Origin of the sequence: uncultured Winogradskyella sp., from assembly GCF_937958655.1 — a bacterium.
GTDB lineage: Bacteria > Bacteroidota > Bacteroidia > Flavobacteriales > Flavobacteriaceae > Winogradskyella.
The window spans coordinates 25,427-42,572 of the sequence record NZ_CALGNH010000018.1 but is presented as its reverse complement, the minus strand read 5'-3'; the positions used below and the strand labels follow the sequence as shown (position 1 = coordinate 42,572).

At 33.7% G+C, this 17,146-nt stretch carries 18 protein-coding genes, 1 tRNA gene and 1 pseudogene; 10 read left to right on the top strand and 10 right to left on the bottom strand.

What is annotated here, in order from left to right:
• Window positions 1-6: 6 nt before the first annotated feature.
• Together Q0800_RS03950 and Q0800_RS03945 are read right to left on the bottom strand one after the other, a co-directional pair.
• A complete protein-coding gene (locus Q0800_RS03950; RefSeq protein WP_299127827.1) occupies window positions 7-558 on the bottom strand; it encodes a Smr/MutS family protein in 552 nt (183 codons plus the stop codon).
• Window positions 548-766, bottom strand: coding sequence for a hypothetical protein (locus tag Q0800_RS03945; protein ID WP_299127825.1), 219 nt, complete (start codon window positions 764-766; stop codon window positions 548-550). Before Q0800_RS03945 ends, Q0800_RS03950 begins: the two co-directional genes overlap by 11 nt.
• Before the next feature lie 79 nt (window positions 767-845).
• On the opposite strand from Q0800_RS03945, the gene Q0800_RS03940 reads away from it, so the two are divergent.
• Together Q0800_RS03940 and Q0800_RS03935 are read left to right on the top strand one after the other, a co-directional pair.
• Window positions 846-1,139, top strand: a complete 294-nt coding sequence (locus tag Q0800_RS03940; RefSeq protein WP_299127824.1) for a DUF2752 domain-containing protein — start codon at window positions 846-848, stop codon at window positions 1,137-1,139.
• A 16-nt stretch (window positions 1,140-1,155) separates the two neighbouring features.
• Window positions 1,156-1,518, top strand: a complete 363-nt coding sequence (locus tag Q0800_RS03935) for a CCC motif membrane protein (RefSeq protein ID WP_299127822.1) — start codon at window positions 1,156-1,158, stop codon at window positions 1,516-1,518.
• A gap of 60 nt (window positions 1,519-1,578) precedes the next feature.
• Here the strand turns inward: Q0800_RS03935 and rocD are convergent.
• The 8 genes and pseudogenes from rocD to Q0800_RS03895 all read right to left on the bottom strand — a co-directional run.
• Window positions 1,579-1,731: pseudogene (rocD, locus tag Q0800_RS03930) on the bottom strand (ornithine--oxo-acid transaminase); the annotation flags it as partial.
• Window positions 1,732-1,940: 209 nt separating this feature from the next.
• Window positions 1,941-2,016 (bottom strand) — tRNA-His (locus tag Q0800_RS03925).
• Between the two features lie 61 nt (window positions 2,017-2,077).
• Complete coding sequence (bshB1, locus tag Q0800_RS03920) at window positions 2,078-2,800, bottom strand: bacillithiol biosynthesis deacetylase BshB1 (RefSeq protein WP_299127821.1); 723 nt, start codon at window positions 2,798-2,800, stop codon at window positions 2,078-2,080.
• On the bottom strand, window positions 2,800-3,954 hold the full coding sequence (locus tag Q0800_RS03915; RefSeq protein ID WP_299127820.1) for an aminotransferase class I/II-fold pyridoxal phosphate-dependent enzyme: 1,155 nt from the start codon (window positions 3,952-3,954) through the stop codon (window positions 2,800-2,802). The genes bshB1 and Q0800_RS03915 overlap by 1 nt, the downstream gene beginning before the upstream one ends.
• Window positions 3,955-4,154: 200 nt before the next feature.
• Entirely contained in the window at window positions 4,155-4,346 is a 192-nt protein-coding gene (locus Q0800_RS03910; protein WP_299127819.1) for a hypothetical protein, read from the bottom strand.
• Between the two features lie 56 nt (window positions 4,347-4,402).
• A complete protein-coding gene (gene ccsA / locus Q0800_RS03905) occupies window positions 4,403-7,657 on the bottom strand; it encodes a cytochrome c biogenesis protein CcsA (RefSeq protein WP_299127817.1) in 3,255 nt (1,084 codons plus the stop codon).
• Window positions 7,658-7,762: 105 nt separating this feature from the next.
• On the bottom strand, window positions 7,763-8,212 hold the full coding sequence (gene mscL / locus Q0800_RS03900; protein WP_299127815.1) for a large conductance mechanosensitive channel protein MscL: 450 nt from the start codon (window positions 8,210-8,212) through the stop codon (window positions 7,763-7,765).
• A 109-nt stretch (window positions 8,213-8,321) separates the two neighbouring features.
• Complete coding sequence (locus Q0800_RS03895) at window positions 8,322-8,708, bottom strand: group III truncated hemoglobin (protein WP_299127813.1); 387 nt, start codon at window positions 8,706-8,708, stop codon at window positions 8,322-8,324.
• Window positions 8,709-8,753: 45 nt separating this feature from the next.
• On the opposite strand from Q0800_RS03895, the gene Q0800_RS03890 reads away from it, so the two are divergent.
• The 8 genes from Q0800_RS03890 to Q0800_RS03855 all read left to right on the top strand — a co-directional run bounded on the left by Q0800_RS03890 (window position 8,754) and on the right by Q0800_RS03855 (window position 16,926).
• Window positions 8,754-9,545 (top strand): DUF2520 domain-containing protein, encoded by a 792-nt coding sequence (locus Q0800_RS03890; protein ID WP_299127812.1) that lies wholly within the window; start codon window positions 8,754-8,756, stop codon window positions 9,543-9,545.
• Window positions 9,545-10,078: an HAD family hydrolase gene (locus Q0800_RS03885; RefSeq protein WP_299127810.1), complete on the top strand. Its 534-nt coding sequence runs from the start codon at window positions 9,545-9,547 to the stop codon at window positions 10,076-10,078. The genes Q0800_RS03890 and Q0800_RS03885 overlap by 1 nt, the downstream gene beginning before the upstream one ends.
• 70 nt (window positions 10,079-10,148) lie before the next feature.
• Window positions 10,149-11,075: a geranylgeranylglycerol-phosphate geranylgeranyltransferase gene (locus Q0800_RS03880; RefSeq protein ID WP_299127808.1), complete on the top strand. Its 927-nt coding sequence runs from the start codon at window positions 10,149-10,151 to the stop codon at window positions 11,073-11,075.
• A 1-nt stretch (window position 11,076) separates the two neighbouring features.
• A complete protein-coding gene (locus Q0800_RS03875) occupies window positions 11,077-11,667 on the top strand; it encodes a Maf-like protein (protein WP_299127806.1) in 591 nt (196 codons plus the stop codon).
• Between the two features lie 32 nt (window positions 11,668-11,699).
• Window positions 11,700-12,638, top strand: a complete 939-nt coding sequence (locus Q0800_RS03870; RefSeq protein ID WP_299127804.1) for a septum formation inhibitor Maf — start codon at window positions 11,700-11,702, stop codon at window positions 12,636-12,638.
• Window positions 12,639-12,675: 37 nt separating this feature from the next.
• Complete coding sequence (locus Q0800_RS03865; RefSeq protein WP_299127802.1) at window positions 12,676-13,221, top strand: mechanosensitive ion channel domain-containing protein; 546 nt, start codon at window positions 12,676-12,678, stop codon at window positions 13,219-13,221.
• A gap of 2 nt (window positions 13,222-13,223) precedes the next feature.
• The gene (gene corA, locus Q0800_RS03860) at window positions 13,224-14,306 is read left to right on the top strand and encodes a magnesium/cobalt transporter CorA (protein ID WP_299127801.1); all 1,083 of its coding nucleotides are present in this window, start codon (window positions 13,224-13,226) and stop codon (window positions 14,304-14,306) included.
• Between the two features lie 121 nt (window positions 14,307-14,427).
• Window positions 14,428-16,926 carry a PIG-L family deacetylase gene (locus tag Q0800_RS03855; protein ID WP_299127799.1) on the top strand — a complete coding sequence of 833 codons (2,499 nt, stop codon included), beginning with the start codon at window positions 14,428-14,430 and terminating at the stop codon, window positions 16,924-16,926.
• Window positions 16,927-17,146: the final 220 nt, after the last annotated feature.

Genomic DNA, 17,146 nt, shown 5'->3' with positions numbered 1-17,146 from the left:
TGAGCGTTATTTAGTCTGAAAAATCTTTACTTCTGTGGCACCTAGGCCATAGGTTTTATAATCGGCATCATAGAACTGTACGTTATTGTATCTGCCAAGCATGGTTTCTAACTCTTGGCGAAGTACTCCTTCTCCTACTCCATGGATAAACACCATTTTAGGAATGCGTTTACGTATAGCAAATTCTAATTGCCGTCTTGCTGTATCTAACTGTAGATTCAACATATCAAAATTAGACATACCCTTGGTAGAATCTGTTAGTTGATGAATATGTAGATCAACTTCAAACTTAGGAGCATGACGCTCTTTAGCCTTAGAGGTTGGCACTGCTCTTCGTTTTTTAGATTCTTTCTCTTTTATAACTGCCTCAAAATCCGAATTGTAAATAGCGCTATCAATGGCATCACCTTTTGCAGATTTCATTAATTCATGTGTTTCAAATGCAAAGGTAAAGCCAGAGTTATCCTTAATAGTAATTGTACTTCCATTAATTGCAGTTACAACACCAATGATGTCATCATCTAAGGTTTCAACAAGGTCGCCTTTATTAATTTTCATTATCAAAAGATTTATTTTGCATTAATTCTTCTGCATCTTCATCATACTTACTAGGTATGTTACGAGATGTTCTGTAAATTCCTACTATTAATATTATGACACCTCCAATAAGTAAATATTTGTTTTGTTCTGCACCTGCTTGGGCATATAACGCCGTGCCACCACCTATTAAAATAAAAACATAATTGATAGTTCTAGATATATTCATAATTTCAATATTTTATACAAAAATAAGATTTGAAGCTATTTTACAAGGCTGATATTTAACAAATATGTAAATTCGCTCTATGCTTTTACTCATAAAAGACTTAGAAGATTATATGCTTCCATGCTTTTGGAAAAAAACAATCAGTATAGATTGTATGGGTTGTGGCATTCAGCGATCTATGGCACATATCATTAGAGGAGAATTTATTGATGCCTTTTATATGTATCCTGCAATATATCCTATGTTAATTCTTTTTGTTTTTCTTATTTTTGATTGTGTGCTTAAAATTAAGCACAGTGAAAAACTTAAGCTTGGGTTAGCGATATTAACACTAATTACCGTAGTTATTAATTTTATTTTAAAATTTTACTAATAAATATATTTAATTTATGCAAAAACTTAACACAACGGCAGTTTATATTTTATCTGTAATAGGGATATTATGTTGCTGTGCTTACGGAATAGGAACAATTACAGCAATTATAGCTATAGTAATTGCCAATAAAGAGCAAAAGAAATATAACGCCAACCCAGAGGAATACAGTAACGGTTCTGCAATTAAAGGAGCTAGAATTTTTGCCATTGTTTCTTTAATAATTTCGTTTATTGGCCTTACTATATTTATATGGATAAACCTTAACCCTTGTACATTCTTTGATTGGTATATAGAAATGTTTAAAGATAATCCGAGTATAACTGCAGAACAAATGCAGCAAATTTATGATGCCGCAGAAAAAGCAGGCTGTAGATAAATAAAAGTCTAACTTATCAAAAAAAACCACGCAAATGCGTGGTTTTTTTTACAATAGAAATTAGTAATCAAATTCTTTCAACGTATTATTAATTATAAATACACAACCTAACAACTCATCATCGATGATTACCAAAGACGGTGCAACACGAATGATATTAACATGCGTTGGCTATGCTAAAAGACCATTATCTCTAAGTTTTAAGCAGATGTTACATACTTTACAACCGAGGTGATACTTGTATACTTATGTTATTGTCTTAACGTCCTTTAATGCGTTTGAAACTTATGTTATAGTTTAAAAAAAATTGAAATGATCCATAATAATTAAAGAAGACATACTGTACCAAAAATAACATTAGAAACTGTTATACTAAAAAAGCGATTCTTAGAGAGAATCGCTTTTTGAAATTAAAAGAATTTGGGTGGAAGATGGGACTCGAACCCACGACATCTGGTACCACAAACCAGCGCTCTAACCAACTGAGCTACAACCACCGTTTTTAATTAGGACTGCAAATGTAAATTATTTACAAATTTCTGCAAAAGGTTTTCTTTACTTATTTTAAATCAAACAAACTATTTACCGCAGGATACCGCTCTACAGAAAACCCTTCTCCGTGTATTGCACCGATTAATCGTCCTAAATTTCGAGCCCTATAGGCAATGCTGTCCGTAAAGTTTTTACTAGATATTGGTGTTTCTGGCTCATCACTATTTGGATCAAAAAATTGTGTTTTATAGGCCAATACGGCTTCCATTTTTTTATCTATGAATCCAGAAACATCAACTACAACATCTGGTTTTAGGTCTTTCCACTGTATGTAATGATACACTGCCTTTGGTCTCCAGGTCTCTTGTGAAACATTTTTATCACTATGAACTGTTTCAATTTTGCGTAATCCACTAAGAAAACAAGCATCACTTACCAATTGACTCCCTTTTCCATGGTCTATGTGACGGTCATCTATAGCATTACAAAGCACAATTTCTGGCTTATGAAAACGAATCATTTTTATCAGTTCAATCTGATGTGCCTTATCGTTTTTAAAAAAACCATCAGAAAATCTTAAATTAACTCTTGAATGAACACCTAGGATCTTAGCTGCGTTAAACGCCTCTTCATCTCTGGTCTCAGCAGTGCCACGAGTGCCTAATTCACCACGCGTTAAATCTATAATTCCTACCTTCTTACCATTGGCAATTTCTTTGGCAAGCGTTGCTCCGCAACCTAATTCTACATCATCTGGATGCGCACCTATAGCTAATACATCTAACTTCATTATTTTGAAATTTTATCAATTGCAATATTAATATCACGTTTTAAATCCTTAACGTCTTCTATCCCTACTGAAAACCTTAGTAATTGATCGCTAATACCAACTTGTTGTCGTTCGTCTGATGTTAGTAATGCATGGGACGTTAGATGCGGTGAGATAACTGTACTTTCTACACCTGCAAGACTCATTGAGGATTTAATTAAGTGTAAAGATTTTTGAAACTCGTAGGCGTCTAAATCTTCTGTAAGCTCAAAAGATAACATAGCGCCGAAACCTTTCATCTGTGATTTTGATAATTCATATTCGGGATGCGACTTTAACCCTGGGTAATACACTTTATTAACTTTTGGATGCTTATTTAACCACTTTGCTAATTTCATGGCATTTTTGGTCTGTGCTTTTACTCGTAATCCTAACGTTTTCATACTACGCTCTAACATCCAAACGGTCATATCACTTAAACTACCACCAAGATTTTTACTCACATTCCAGATACGATTTATGTATTGTTGTGAACTTGCCACTGCCCCTGCGCATATATCGCTATGACCACCAAAGTATTTTGTAGCCGAATGCATCACCATATCTATGCCTAAGTCTATCGGATTTTGATTTACTGGAGATGCAAAGGTATTATCTATTGATGTTAAAATCCCTTTGGATTTACCCAAGTCGGCAATAGCCTTTATATCTGTTACTGTTAATAAAGGATTAGATGGAGATTCTATATGAATTAATTTGGTATTCTTTTGAATTGCTTCTTCAAAGTCTTCAACTTTATATCCATTGGTAAACGTATACTCAATACCATATTTATGAAATTCTTCTTTTATAAAATTTACAGTGCCACCATACAAGGTATTCTGCACCACCAAATGGTCTCCTTTTTGTAAAAAAGCCAGAAACATGTGGCTTATTGCCGCCATACCAGAGCCAAAAATCATAGCAGCTTCAGTATTTTCGAGAGCAGCAACTTTTTTTGACAAATAGTCTTGGTTGGGAGTGTTAAAATAGCGTGGATAACGCTTTACATCCACATCTAAAAATTCGTAGGATGAACTTAAATAGATAGGAGAAACCGCACCTTTAAATTGTTCATCTTTAATCTCACCAACATGCGTACAAATAGTATTTAAACCTAATCTTTTACTAACCATAAATCCTAATTAAATGAAGTATAAAAATAGTGAGAATATACCAAACAACCTTATTTATAAAAGTGTTAGTCTAAAGAAAATAAAAATACTAAAAGAAAGAGACTCAATCGTTCCTAGTCGCTTTATTATAAGCTCTAATCATTAGTACAGCCCATAAAGCTACTAAAACAATAACTATAACTGAAAACCATAATATAACATCATCTGCCATCATGATCTACAAGTTTTAAGTAAATCATTACACCAAGTAATGTTGGCGCCCAAAGGCCAACAAATATGCCGTGCAATTGATCTCCGGTTAAAAATAAATATTCAGCAACCAGGATTATTACAGCACACAAAATGAGCATAAATAGGTTTGGTGTTCCTAATTTTTTGAAGTAACTATTCATTAATGATGGTTAGTTTGAGATTATGAAGTTATAAAAAATTCTAATAATTTAAAGGATTATTTATAATGTACCCTATATTTCCTCAATGCTAAGGCTCCTATTACAGCTATAACAGCTATTGTTATTGCTATAAACTGAAAGCTTAATATTTGATCTCCGCTAGCATAAGAATGTAAGCCTGACAAATAAAAATTAACACCAAAATAGGTCATTAACACACTGCCAAACGCTAATACAGACATTAGATTATATAACCAACGGCCACGTAGGCCTGGGATAAGTCGCATATGGATTACAAAAGCATAAATCATAATACTTATTAAAGCCCAAGTCTCCTTAGGATCCCAGCCCCAATAACGTCCCCAACTTTCGTTAGCCCACATACCACCAAGGAAATTACCTATAGTTAACATAACTAAGCCAACCGTTAGCGCCATTTCATTTATAATAGTTAACTCTTTAATGTTAATATCCATTCGGGTTTTATTAGAGCTTGTTGTAAATATCATAAGTAATAAAGCTACAACCCCTAATATCATACCTAATGCTAAAGGTCCATAACTCCCAACAATAACAGAGACATGTATCATTAACCAATACCCTTGTAGTACAGGTTCTAAATTGGCAATTGCCGGATCCATCCAATTCCAATGTGCAATCATTAAAATCATTGATGTAATAAACGCACTTGCAGCCACTGTAAGGCTAGAGACCCTAATCTTACTTACTTTTTCGGTACTAGTCTTATTATTTTTATGATAACTTTTACTAATGCCAGCTATAAAGCCAAACAGCATAGTAGACCAAGCTACATATATCATAGACTCATAAGCATCACTCCAAGGAGCATGCCCAGACAAGTACCAACGCCAGGCTAAAGCTACGGTATGTAGTAGTAATAAAACTAAGACAACACCTATAAGAATATTAATAGCTATTTTTAGCCATTTGGATTTGTAATTTAAAATTTGAATTATAATTAAAACAAACAATAAAGCAGAAGCATACATATACCAACTAAATAACTTCTTAAAAATATCATACTTGTTGTAAAGAATTTCGGACTCTACTTTTTCATCGGAAAGCATAACCTCAGCGCCAAGTTTTTGCTGGGTTAACTTAATATCATTTAAGAGTTTATCAGCATTTGCAAAGTTGCCTGTTTGTTTTGCGTTATTAAGCGTCATTAAATAATAATTAAACCCCTTGCTTATAAAGCCGCGATATAACGAATCCTTTATTTTACTGGTATAATCATCTTGGTTATACTCAAAAGCTGAAATCCACTTATTATTCTCATCATTAGGTACCGGGAAAATTTTAACATTCCGTCCTTCAATAGCGTCAGATAATAAGCTTAAGCGCCCATACGTGTTTTGTACTTCTTTTGAAAACCCACCAACAACATTAGCACTAAAGGCGTCCTCTAAGTATGGTCCTAATTTATTGCGTCCGTCTGGTGTAAAAAAGTCTAATAAACTTACATATTTTTGACTTTTATCTATACCTATAATGGTTCTAATACTATCTGCCTTGCGTGGAGTTAAGTAAATAATTGGCATATTGTACCATAGCATTGGACTTTCTTGTATAGACAAAAAAATCTGTGTCGCATCTAAGCCTTCATAAGTGTCGCTTTTACTAATTTTACGAAGCATTTCTGAAGCATATGTGTGTATAGGCATCATACGACCACTATAATCTTGTATCACCATTTTAGCAAACTTATCGGCGTGTTCTTTAGGTGTAATATTTGCTTTTAATACCGAATCTAACTGAACTTTAGAGACTTTTTCTTCCTTTAGTTTTGCAGGGTCATCATTAGCTAAAGACTGTTGCGAAAAACCAGAAAAACTAATCAATAAAGCGATTATACCCATTACCTCTGCTTTCTTAGCTTTTATCTTACCAAGGCGTTTTCTTATATCATCAAAACGGGTATGTTTTGCAAACAATATTGCCATTAAACCTATATACAACATAATGTAGCCTGCATAAGTTATGTAGGTGCCCCAACGATCATGGTTTACGGATAATATGGTTCCCTTTTCATCAGGATCAAAACTCGCTTGAAAAAAGCGATACCCTCTATGATCCAAAATATTATTCATGTAGATATGATAATCAAAATCTCCTTGTTCCTTATCTAAAACAGTGACTTTACTTTCGTATGAAGAATAGGCTTTTTCTGTGCCTGGATACTTTTCTGCAATAAAATCGTTGAGCTTAATCTCAAAGGGTAATTGTTCTAATTTAGACCCGTAACGTAAGGCTATATCTAAGCCACCAACATTAACCTCTTCAATACTAGGATAAGCGCCAGGACCACCAAGAAGGTTAACGCTTTTAGTTTCACCATTAACGCTTACATCTAATACAGCACCACTCTCATCTCCTTTTAAAAAGGTTGGCTTCTTTACAATATCAAAAACACCTTTTACTACAGGGTCTGGAAACACTAATTGCATATCTCCGATGACATATCTAGATCTTAAAATTAATGGCTGTAAACTATCTTTTACAAGCTTACCTGTGGCGCCAGTTGCCATAGTCATATACTCTCCTTCAAATGGCGATTTAATAAAAAGACCAAATTTGGTATTTGTAATATTAATGGCTCCTGCTTGCTCTTTGTTTAAGGATACAAGTATGTTATGCAATTTAGAGACTTGGCCTAGTTTTAAGAAATGATTGTGAGGTTTACCCTCGCTAGCTTCAACTACTTTTAAATAACTTTCTCCATTATCATCTGGAATAACTTCTTTTTCTGCCCCTTTAATGAATTTTTTAAGTTTAAAATTAACTGCAGTACCACCATAGTCGTAAGTTTTATTAAAATTATTATCTAATCGTGGAGAAAAATCAACCTCTTCTAAAATATTTCGTTGTTGTAATTGACCGTCTTTTTTATAATCGCCTAATATACGCCCGCTGATATATGATTTTTGCGAACGAAATTGACTTTCTGTAGCTCCTTCTCTTATATTCATTATGCCTTCATAGCCGATGTAACGGGTTACTGCAGCACCTAATATAATTAGGATCCATGCTAAATGCAGAATAAGCGTAGCCCATTTTTCTTTTCGCCAGAGTCTATATCTACCAATATTTCCGATGAAATTTATCATAAAAAGTACCATAATAGTTTCAAACCACCAAGCATTGTAAATTAATGTTCTGGTGTAAGGAGTTGGTGAGGTCTCCATATTTCTATCGAGAATAGTTCCGGTGGCCATAGCAATGGCAAAAACGATAAATAATACAGCTGTTAGCTTAGTAGAGAACAGGAAATTTAGAATTTTCTTTTGCATAGCATTTGGCCTATTTTAAGCTCGTGCAAAGATAAGGCTTTTTGATGATTTTGTTTTTTATTTTTAACCCTCAAATAGGGTTAAAAAATGTTAGCATATTTTCAATTATTTTGAAACTTTAGCTTTCAGTAATTCATTTTGTTCTTCCATAAGTTGCTTAAGATCTGACAGTAACTGTATATCTTTTGGTGTTACTACCGTTTCGTCTTTGGTATCTTGTGCTTTACTACGTAAACGATTCATAGCTTTGACCACAATAAAAACAGTAAAGCCTATAATTAAAAAATCTAAGAATACCTCAAATAAGGCACCATAAGCTACTGCTACTTCAGTTGTACTTATGGCTCCTGTAGTATCAACAATAGCATCTCGTAATACTATTTTCTTATCCTGAAAATTAACACCATCAGACAACAAAGACAATGGTGGTAATAAAACTTGTTTGGCCAAGACATCTATAACTTTGTTAAATGCAGCGCCAATAATAATACCAATGGCCATATCCATCATATTTCCTTTTACTGCAAATTCTTTAAATTCTTTTATGAGTTTCATTTCTGTTATTTACTGTTAATTTATGTTTAACTAATATTTACAATATATTATAATAGGTCATTCTAACTACTATTCTCCCTTCTCTAATCTCTCTTCTAACTACTAACTTCTAACATCTAGCTTCAAAAATGCTTAGATACAAAAATGATCCCATTTTACGAGCACGTCGTTTGGCATTCCTTGCATAGTCGCCCTCAAATAATTCGTCTATCGTTTGAAACCAAAGATTTAGCCAAAGCCCAAAATGAAGTTCTGTAATACCGTTATTATATTCTGCATCAAGCTTTACATGAGCCGCTACAGGATCGCCATAATATTTTGTTTTTAAAAACAAGCTCGATTCCCAAAAGGTAGTCATTTGGTCTAGGTGCGTATCCCAATCTTTTATGCGTTTATTAAAAAAAGAGCCAAGCACATCATCTGCTCTCACTTTGGTATAAAATTGAGTAACTAATCTCAAAATATCGTCCCTATTTTTTATATCAGTTTTAGGCATAATTCAAAGTTATTCTTTTAATCTAATTCTTACTATTTTTACAACATGATTTCAGTTGTACTTCTTGGTGCGGGTAACGTCGCCACACATTTATATAAAGCCTTTACAAAAGCAGATGGCACTTTTGTTAAGCAATGGTATAATCGCACTTATAGTGCTATTTCTTCCTACGCTAATGAAACTGAAACTATTAATGATTTAGCACAATTAAAAGAAGCTGACATTTACATTATTGCCGTAAGCGATGATAGCATTTCTAAATTGTCTAGTAATTTACCATTTCAAAATCGTTTGGTTGCTCATACATCTGGTAGTGTTTCTATTCATGATTTGGATAAGAAAAACCAACGGGCTGTATTTTATCCATTACAAACCTTTTCTAAGAATGCAACATTAGACTTTAGCCAAATCCCAATTTGTATTGAGATTACAGAAAAAGGTAATCTTCAGTTTATGAAAACTCTAGCTGAAACGCTGGGTTGCCAACCTTATAAAATTAATACCGAACAACGACAGACCTTACATTTATCTGCAGTTTTTGTAAATAATTTCACCAATCAATTATATAGAATTGCACACGAAATCAGCGATGCCAAAAGTATTAATTTCGATATTTTAAAACCTCTGATTTTAGAGACCGCAAAAAAGGTACAAGATATGTCACCTTATATGGCGCAGACAGGCCCAGCAAAACGGAATGACAAAAAGACCATAAAACGTCACCTGAAATTAATAGAATCAGAAGCGCATAAATCGCTTTACGAATTATTAACCGCTTCAATCAAAAAAACGCATGGCATTTTAAAAAACAGAAAGCCTAATAAAACAAAACACTAATGGACGATACTAAAAGTTACAAAGAATACTTATCCCAAATCACCACATTTATTTTTGATGTAGATGGTGTTTTAACCGATGGTTCGGTAACCGTAAATACTGATGGCGAACTACTAAGAACAATGAACGTTAAAGACGGATTTGCACTTAAAATTGCTATTGATGCAGGTTTTAAAATGTGTATTATCTCTGGAGGCTCAAACGAGGGTGTACGTAAACGTTTAGCAGGATTAGGTATAAAAGACATTTATTTAGGCGCTCATAATAAAATTGAACAACTTAACGAGTTTCTAAGTAAAAACACAATTAAACCATCCGAAGTACTCTACATGGGAGATGACATCCCAGATTATCCTGTAATGGCATTGGTAGGTTTACCATGCTGTCCGCAAGATGCAGTACCAGAAATAAAATCAATTTCAAAATATATTTCTCATAAAAATGGTGGTAAAGGTGCTGTACGAGATGTTATAGAGCAGGTCTTAAAAGTACAAGGCAAATGGAATGGTAATTTTAATGCTAAGTATGACTAGTTTTCAGTATTCAGCTCGTAGTAGTTAGCATATCATAATTCTAAAAAATCTAAAAATCGTAAATCCATTAATGATTCATTTCCTTAATCTTATCCGTTATAAAAACCTGCTAATAATTGCCCTTGTGCAGATCCTAATTAAATACGCATTGCTTTTGCCATTTTATGAAAGTCATGGCGTAGAAACAGCCTTAACACCATTAGCATTTTTTCTACTTGTTTTCGCTACGATTTGTATTGCCGCAGCTGGTTACGTTATTAATGATATTTACGATATAAAAGCCGATGAAATAAACAGACCTACTAAAGTTATTATAAGCAAACACATTTCTGAAAAAGTCGCTCTAAATTTATTTATAATATTAAATATTATAGGTGTTGGGTTAGGATTTTATCTCTCTAATGGTATAGACAAATCTGGTTATTTTGTTATATTCTTCATAGCCTCAGCACTACTCTACATGTATTCGTCATATCTTAAGCAGATCCTTTTAGTTGGTAACATTGTAATTTCATTAGTGGTGACTTTGAGCGTTTTATTAGTTGGTGTTTTTGAATTACTACCCGTTATTTCACCCTCTAATAGAGCAGTACAAATTTTCTTTTTTAAACTCATATTAGACTACGCTATTTTTGCTTTCATCATTAATTTTTTACGAGAACTTGTAAAAGATATTGAAGATATTGATGGCGACCATAAAACCAAAATACAAACACTACCTATTGTATTAGGAAGAGCGCGTACCACAAAAATTGTCAGTATAGTATCTCTAATACCATTATTTACGGTCACCTATTACGTCATAGTAAACCTTTTTAAGCAACAATTATTAGTAGGTTATTTCCTAATATTTGTCATTGCACCACTACTCTACATTACTATAAAATTATTTAACGCAGAATATAAAGCCGATTACAAACACATTAGCTTGGTGCTAAAACTGGTAATGCTCACAGGTATATTATCCCTATTATTTTATCCGTATATTTTAAAATAAAATGCTCAACGAAAAATTAAAAAAATACCATATCATACTTGCTTCTGCATCACCAAGACGCCATGCGTTTTTAAAAGCCATGAATATAGATTTTGAAGTTAGGCTTCATCCTGTAGAAGAAATTTACCCAAACCATTTAAAAGGTACCGAAATCACAGATGTTCTTGCTAAACTTAAATCTGAAGCCTTTAAAGACAAACTAAAGCCAGCTGATATTTTAATAACAAGCGACACCATAGTTTGGTTAGATAATAAAGCAATTGCAAAACCAAAAGATGAAGTCGACGCCTTTAGAATGCTAAAGGCGTTGAGCAATAAAACGCACCATGTAATGACATCTATTTGTTTTACACATCAGAGTAAGCAAAGGCTAGTCAATACAACTACAAAAGTAACGTTTAAAGCACTCACGGATCAAGAAATAAGGTACTACATTAACACCTACAAACCATTAGACAAAGCTGGTGCTTATGGTATACAAGAGTGGATTGGAGCCATCGCAATTACAAACATTGAGGGATCTTACAACAATGTTGTAGGCTTACCCACGCACCTACTTTACGAAACGTTAATTAACATTACAAACGGATAATTACTTCGTATTTTTATAAAAAAAATCTAAAAATGAACAAGTCCATAAGAGCAGTTGTTTTTTTATGCGCCCTGTGCATACTTACAGTTGCAATGTCTTGCAAAGAAAACACGTCCAAAAACCAAAATGAATTAGCTTTTTCACAACCAAAAGAAGAACTCGCACAACCAAAAAAACAACTATCAAAAGAATTTAAGGACTACTGGTATGCTGGCAAAGCAGAAATCACATCCTACAAATTAGAGCAAGCACGCTATGGAGAAATACGAGAAGGCAAAGCCGTTATGGTTTTTGTAACCGAAGATTTTTTAACAGAAAAGCAGGTTAAGGCCGATAATTATAGCCCAGACAATATTCCTGTCTTAAAGCTCAATACTACCAAGAATTTTAATACTGGGATCTATCCCTATTCCATAATGCAAAGTACGTTTTTTCCCGTTTCTAACAACCAACATTTACTCAAAGCTTCAGCTTCTATACAAGAGTGGTGTGGCCATGTATATGCGCAACTTAATAATCGTGATGATTTTGAAGTAATGGCACACTCTTACTTTCAAAATGAAGCAGATCAAAACTTCAATATTGCAAAAACTTGGACAGAAAACGAACTTTGGAGCAAACTGCGTATCGATCCTAAAAGTTTACCAACTGGCACCTTTAAAATCGTTCCATCGCTAGAGTTTACAAGACTAAAACATAAGCCCATAAAAGCCTACACTGCCAACGCTAAACTAAAAAATGGCAACTACACCTTAAATTACCCAGAACTAAATAGATCATTAAACATTGAATTTAATTCTGATTTTCCTTATGAAATATACAGTTGGCAAGAAACGTCAAAGCCTGGCTCCGGCTCTTCTGATGAAATAGTAACAACTAAAGCTACAAGATTAGAATCCATTAAATCCGCTTATTGGAGCAAGAATAGTAATGCAGATGAGCAATTAAGAGGTGTATTAAAATTACAATAGATTGCGCTATATTTGTTATTGACCAACCAGCGTTACTATGTCTAATTTTATTGAAAACCATCAATCAGAAATTATAAATACAATTATTCTTCTGATTGTATTACTCATCATAAGATCCACTATTGTTTTTACAGTAAGAAAGATTGGTAAAAAAAGTGGAACTACTGAAGCCAGAGCCAATCTTATTGGTCGTTATGCCACAGTAACCTTAATACTCATAGCCTTACTTCTTGAAGCATTTATACTTGGTTTTAGAACACAAGAAATTACCTTAGTATTTTCATCTGTTTTTGCCGTTATTGGCATTGCGCTTTTTGCAATTTGGTCTATTCTTAGTAATGTAACCTCTGGTGTTATTATGTTTTTTTCATTTCCGTATAAAGTGGGAGATAAAATTAAAATACACGATAAAGATTACCCTCTAGAAGTCATTATAGAAGACATTAGAGCTTTTCAGCTCATTCTAAGAGAAGACAATGGAGACTTAGTAACTTATCCTAATAACCTTATTCTACAGAAAGCAGTAACGCTAATTCAAAAAGGAGCATTAGACGATTTTACAGACCATAACAAAACCCTCTAAAAATGGTACGAAATAAAACTAAAAAAAAGCGTATTGCAGCATCTAAAAAACATATTGGACAAGTCCCAGGCACATTAATATATACAGGGGAAAAATCTGATAAAGATTTTCAAGTAGAATGTTTTGATTACACCAAGGATAAGATAGAAGAATCTATTCTTTTAAAAATTGACGAAGCCTCAGATTATAAAGAAACAGACTCTGTTACTTGGATTAATATAGACGGTTTAAAACATACGGACAAAATTGAAAACATAGGAAAACAATACGACCTACACCCTTTAGTTCTAGAAGATATTGTTAACACCACACAAAGACCCAAAATAGATGAGTACGACAACTATTTATTCGTTGTCTTAAAAATGTTGTATTACGATGCTAATGAGGATATTGTAATTGAGCAAGTTAGCTTTGTGCTAGGAAAAAATTATGTCCACACATTTCAAGAATCCGAGGGTGATGTTTTTGGTACTATTCGCGAGCGTTTGCGTCATTCTAACGGCAGAATACGCGACTTAAAATCCGATTATTTAATGTATGCCTTAATCGATGCTGTTGTAGATAATTATTTTAGCATTATAGAAACATTAGGCAATAAAATTGAAGATTTAGAAACCGAATTATTTACTGGTAATGCCAGAGAAAACGTTAATATAGATGTACAAAAATTAAAGCGCGAAATTTTAAAAGTACGACGTGCTATTTTTCCATTAAGAGAGATTATTAACCGTATTGAAAAAAGCGAAAGTACATTAATTTACAAACGTACAATCACTTATTACAGAGATATTTACGACCATTTAATTCAAGTATCAGAAAATATAGATATTTATCGAGAAATGATTTGGAGTTTAATGGATATGTACATGACTACCATTAGTAATAAGATGAATGAAGTTATGAAAGTTCTTACTATAATGTCTTCCATTTTTATTCCTTTATCCTTCTTAGCTGGGCTCTACGGAATGAATTTTGAATACATGCCAGAGCTTAAATACCGATACGGTTATTTTGTGCTTTTAGGCGTTATGCTCATTCTTTTTATCAGTTTAATTTTTTACTTCAAACGAAAGAAATGGCTGTAAAGATTTGTTGCGAAAATAGTAAGCATAAAACGTACAGCTTCTTCAACGTTAAACAAAACAAAAAACAAAAACTTTAGCACATATCTTTTTTATATTTGAAATGCAACTAACTAAAATAAAAATGCACCATATAAAACTCTGCCTATTACTACTATTAAGCACAATAGTATCGCTACAAGCACAACAACCCAAAAAACTAAATTCGTCTGAAATTTATGAAGCCGTTCAAAAACTTAATGTTTTAGGCTCAGTACTTTATGTAGCAGCGCACCCAGATGATGAAAACACACGGTTAATTTCTTACATGTCCAACGAGGTAAAAGCACGCACAGCTTATTTGTCGTTAACACGCGGCGATGGAGGCCAAAACCTTATTGGTTCAGAACTAAGAGAACTACTTGGTGTTATAAGAACACAAGAGCTGCTTGCTGCTCGTAGAGTTGATGGTGGCGAACAACGTTTTACGAGAGCTAATGATTTTGGCTATTCAAAACACCCAAATGAAACCTTAGAAATTTGGAATAAAGACGACGTACTTTCTGATGTAGTTTGGGCTATTAGGCAATTTAAACCAGATGTTATCATAAATCGTTTTGACCACCGAACACCAGGAAGAACACACGGACATCACACAGCATCAGCCATGTTAAGTATAGAAGCTTTTGATTTGGCAAGCGATGCCACCAAATACGCATCGCAATTAAATCTAACAGAAACATGGCAACCAAAACGCTTATTCTTTAATACCTCTTGGTGGTTTTATGGTAGTAGAGAAAAATTTGAACAAGCAGATAAAAGCAATATGCTTAATTTTGATATTGGTGTGTATTACCCAACTAAAGGTTTATCTAATAACGAAGTGGCTTCCTTAGCAAGCAGTCAGCACCTCTGCCAAGGTTTTGGCAGATTAACCACACGTGGTACTCAAGACGAATACATCGAACTTTTAAAAGGTGAGCCTTTAGATGGCAGTAATAATATGTTTGCTGGTATTGACACGTCTTGGAACCGAGTTGAAGGCGGACAAGTAGTCGGGAACATTTTAAACGCGATTGAAAAGGATTTTAATTTCGTGAATCCTGCGGCGCACCTACCTCAGCTTTTAATGGCCTATAAACTGCTGCAAATGGTGAAAGATGAGCATTGGAAAACCATTAAATCAAAAGAACTTAAAACTATTATAGAGGCTTGTGCTGGACTATATTTAGAAGCTTCTGCGAGCTTACCTACTTCGGCACCAAATTCTACTTTAAATCTAAAAATTGAAGCATTAAATCGCAGTAGCGCCAAGATTATACTAGAATCTTATCAACCATCAACATTAGAAATCGGAATTCTAAAAAGTATGGACATGCCAGAAAATCAAAAGTTGAATTTTGAAGAAGGCATCACCATTCCTAAAGACATGGATTACACTGCTCCTTATTGGCTAAACAAACAAAGCACCTTAGGCATGTATCATGTTAAAGACCAAGAGCTCATAGGACTACCCGAAACACCAAGAGCAGTTTTTGTAGACTTCAATTTAATTATCGATAAAACACCTATTACCATAACCAAACCTGTAATTTACAGATATTCTAAACCAGATAAAGGTGAATTATATAGACCTTTTGAAATCATTCCACCAGTATCTGCACGTATCACTGACAAAGTATTCATTTTTGAAAATACTGAACAAAAGGAAATAGAAATCACAGTAAAAGCTGGTCGAGACGCTATTGAGGGCTTCGTACAAATGGCATACCCTAACGATTGGAGCGTTTATCCTGAAAAACAAAAAATTGAAATCGTAAATAAAGGAGACATACAAAAATTAGTCTTTACTGTTATTCCTCCAAAGGAGCAAAGCGAAGGTTTAATTACACCAATGGTAAATCTTAACGGTCAATTCTACACAGACGAGCTTATAGAAATAGATTACGCACACATACCCTACCAAAGTGTTTTAATGCCTAGCGTTAGCAAAGTAGTGCGCTTAGATATTGAAAAACGAGGTAATAACATTGGTTATATTGAAGGTGCAGGTGATGTTGTACCTGAAAGTCTGCGTCAAATAGGATATAATGTCACTATCATAAAACCTGAGCAAATTTCAGCAGAGAATCTTGTAAATTTTGATGCAATAGTTATAGGCATAAGGGCTTATAACATCTTAGATGGACTAAAATTTAAACAAAAGTTTCTTTTAGATTATGTAAAGAATGGTGGCAATATGATAGTGCAATATAACACTAGCCGTCGTCTAAAAACTAATACTATTGCACCATACGACTTGCAACTATCTAGAGACAGGGTAACAGACGAAACTGCAGAAGTAACAATTTTAGACCCAAATCATCCCATTCTTAATTTTCCAAATAAAATAACCCAAAAGGATTTTGATGGCTGGGTGCAAGAACGTGGTTTATATTTCCCAAATCAATGGGCTAAAGAATTTACTCCGCTTTTAGAAATGAGGGATAAAGGAGAAACCTCAAAACAAGGGAGTTTGCTCGTCGCTAAATACGGAAAAGGCAATTATATCTATACAGGTTTAAGTTTTTTTAGGGAATTCCCAGCTGGAGTCTCTGGCGCATACCGATTATTTGCTAACTTGCTTTCGGCAGGAAAAGAGTAGCTGAAAGAGATGAGACATGAGATTTTAGATTTTAGATTTTAGATTTTAGATTTTAGATAAAATTAACCAAAAACAACAACTAACAACTAACAACTAACAACTAACAACTAACAACTTAACTAATGAACAACCAACCACAACCAAAACAAAAATGGAATAAGATGTATACGATTGTACTAATAGCAAATGCTTTATACATTATTCTCTTTTACTTTATAAC

Bases quoted from the DNA above. Each gene is read 5' to 3' on its own strand.
- mscL (WP_299127815.1), bottom strand. From the start codon at position 8,212: ATGAAACTCATAAAAGAATTTAAAGAATTTGCAGTAAAAGGAAATATG.
- Q0800_RS03870 (WP_299127804.1), top strand. From the start codon at position 11,700: ATGAACAAGTCCATAAGAGCAGTTGTTTTTTTATGCGCCCTGTGCATA.
- Q0800_RS03880 (WP_299127808.1), top strand. From the start codon at position 10,149: ATGATTCATTTCCTTAATCTTATCCGTTATAAAAACCTGCTAATAATT.
- Q0800_RS03895 (WP_299127813.1), bottom strand. From the start codon at position 8,708: ATGCCTAAAACTGATATAAAAAATAGGGACGATATTTTGAGATTAGTT.
- Q0800_RS03950 (WP_299127827.1), bottom strand. From the start codon at position 558: ATGAAAATTAATAAAGGCGACCTTGTTGAAACCTTAGATGATGACATC.
- Q0800_RS03865 (WP_299127802.1), top strand. From the start codon at position 12,676: ATGTCTAATTTTATTGAAAACCATCAATCAGAAATTATAAATACAATT.
- Q0800_RS03935 (WP_299127822.1), top strand. From the start codon at position 1,156: ATGCAAAAACTTAACACAACGGCAGTTTATATTTTATCTGTAATAGGG.
- Q0800_RS03915 (WP_299127820.1), bottom strand. From the start codon at position 3,954: ATGGTTAGTAAAAGATTAGGTTTAAATACTATTTGTACGCATGTTGGT.
- Q0800_RS03885 (WP_299127810.1), top strand. From the start codon at position 9,545: ATGGACGATACTAAAAGTTACAAAGAATACTTATCCCAAATCACCACA.
- Q0800_RS03875 (WP_299127806.1), top strand. From the start codon at position 11,077: ATGCTCAACGAAAAATTAAAAAAATACCATATCATACTTGCTTCTGCA.
- Q0800_RS03890 (WP_299127812.1), top strand. From the start codon at position 8,754: ATGATTTCAGTTGTACTTCTTGGTGCGGGTAACGTCGCCACACATTTA.
- corA (WP_299127801.1), top strand. From the start codon at position 13,224: ATGGTACGAAATAAAACTAAAAAAAAGCGTATTGCAGCATCTAAAAAA.
- Q0800_RS03855 (WP_299127799.1), top strand. From the start codon at position 14,428: ATGCACCATATAAAACTCTGCCTATTACTACTATTAAGCACAATAGTA.
- Q0800_RS03910 (WP_299127819.1), bottom strand. From the start codon at position 4,346: ATGAATAGTTACTTCAAAAAATTAGGAACACCAAACCTATTTATGCTC.
- Q0800_RS03945 (WP_299127825.1), bottom strand. From the start codon at position 766: ATGAATATATCTAGAACTATCAATTATGTTTTTATTTTAATAGGTGGT.
- ccsA (WP_299127817.1), bottom strand. From the start codon at position 7,657: ATGCAAAAGAAAATTCTAAATTTCCTGTTCTCTACTAAGCTAACAGCT.
- bshB1 (WP_299127821.1), bottom strand. From the start codon at position 2,800: ATGAAGTTAGATGTATTAGCTATAGGTGCGCATCCAGATGATGTAGAA.
- Q0800_RS03940 (WP_299127824.1), top strand. From the start codon at position 846: ATGCTTTTACTCATAAAAGACTTAGAAGATTATATGCTTCCATGCTTT.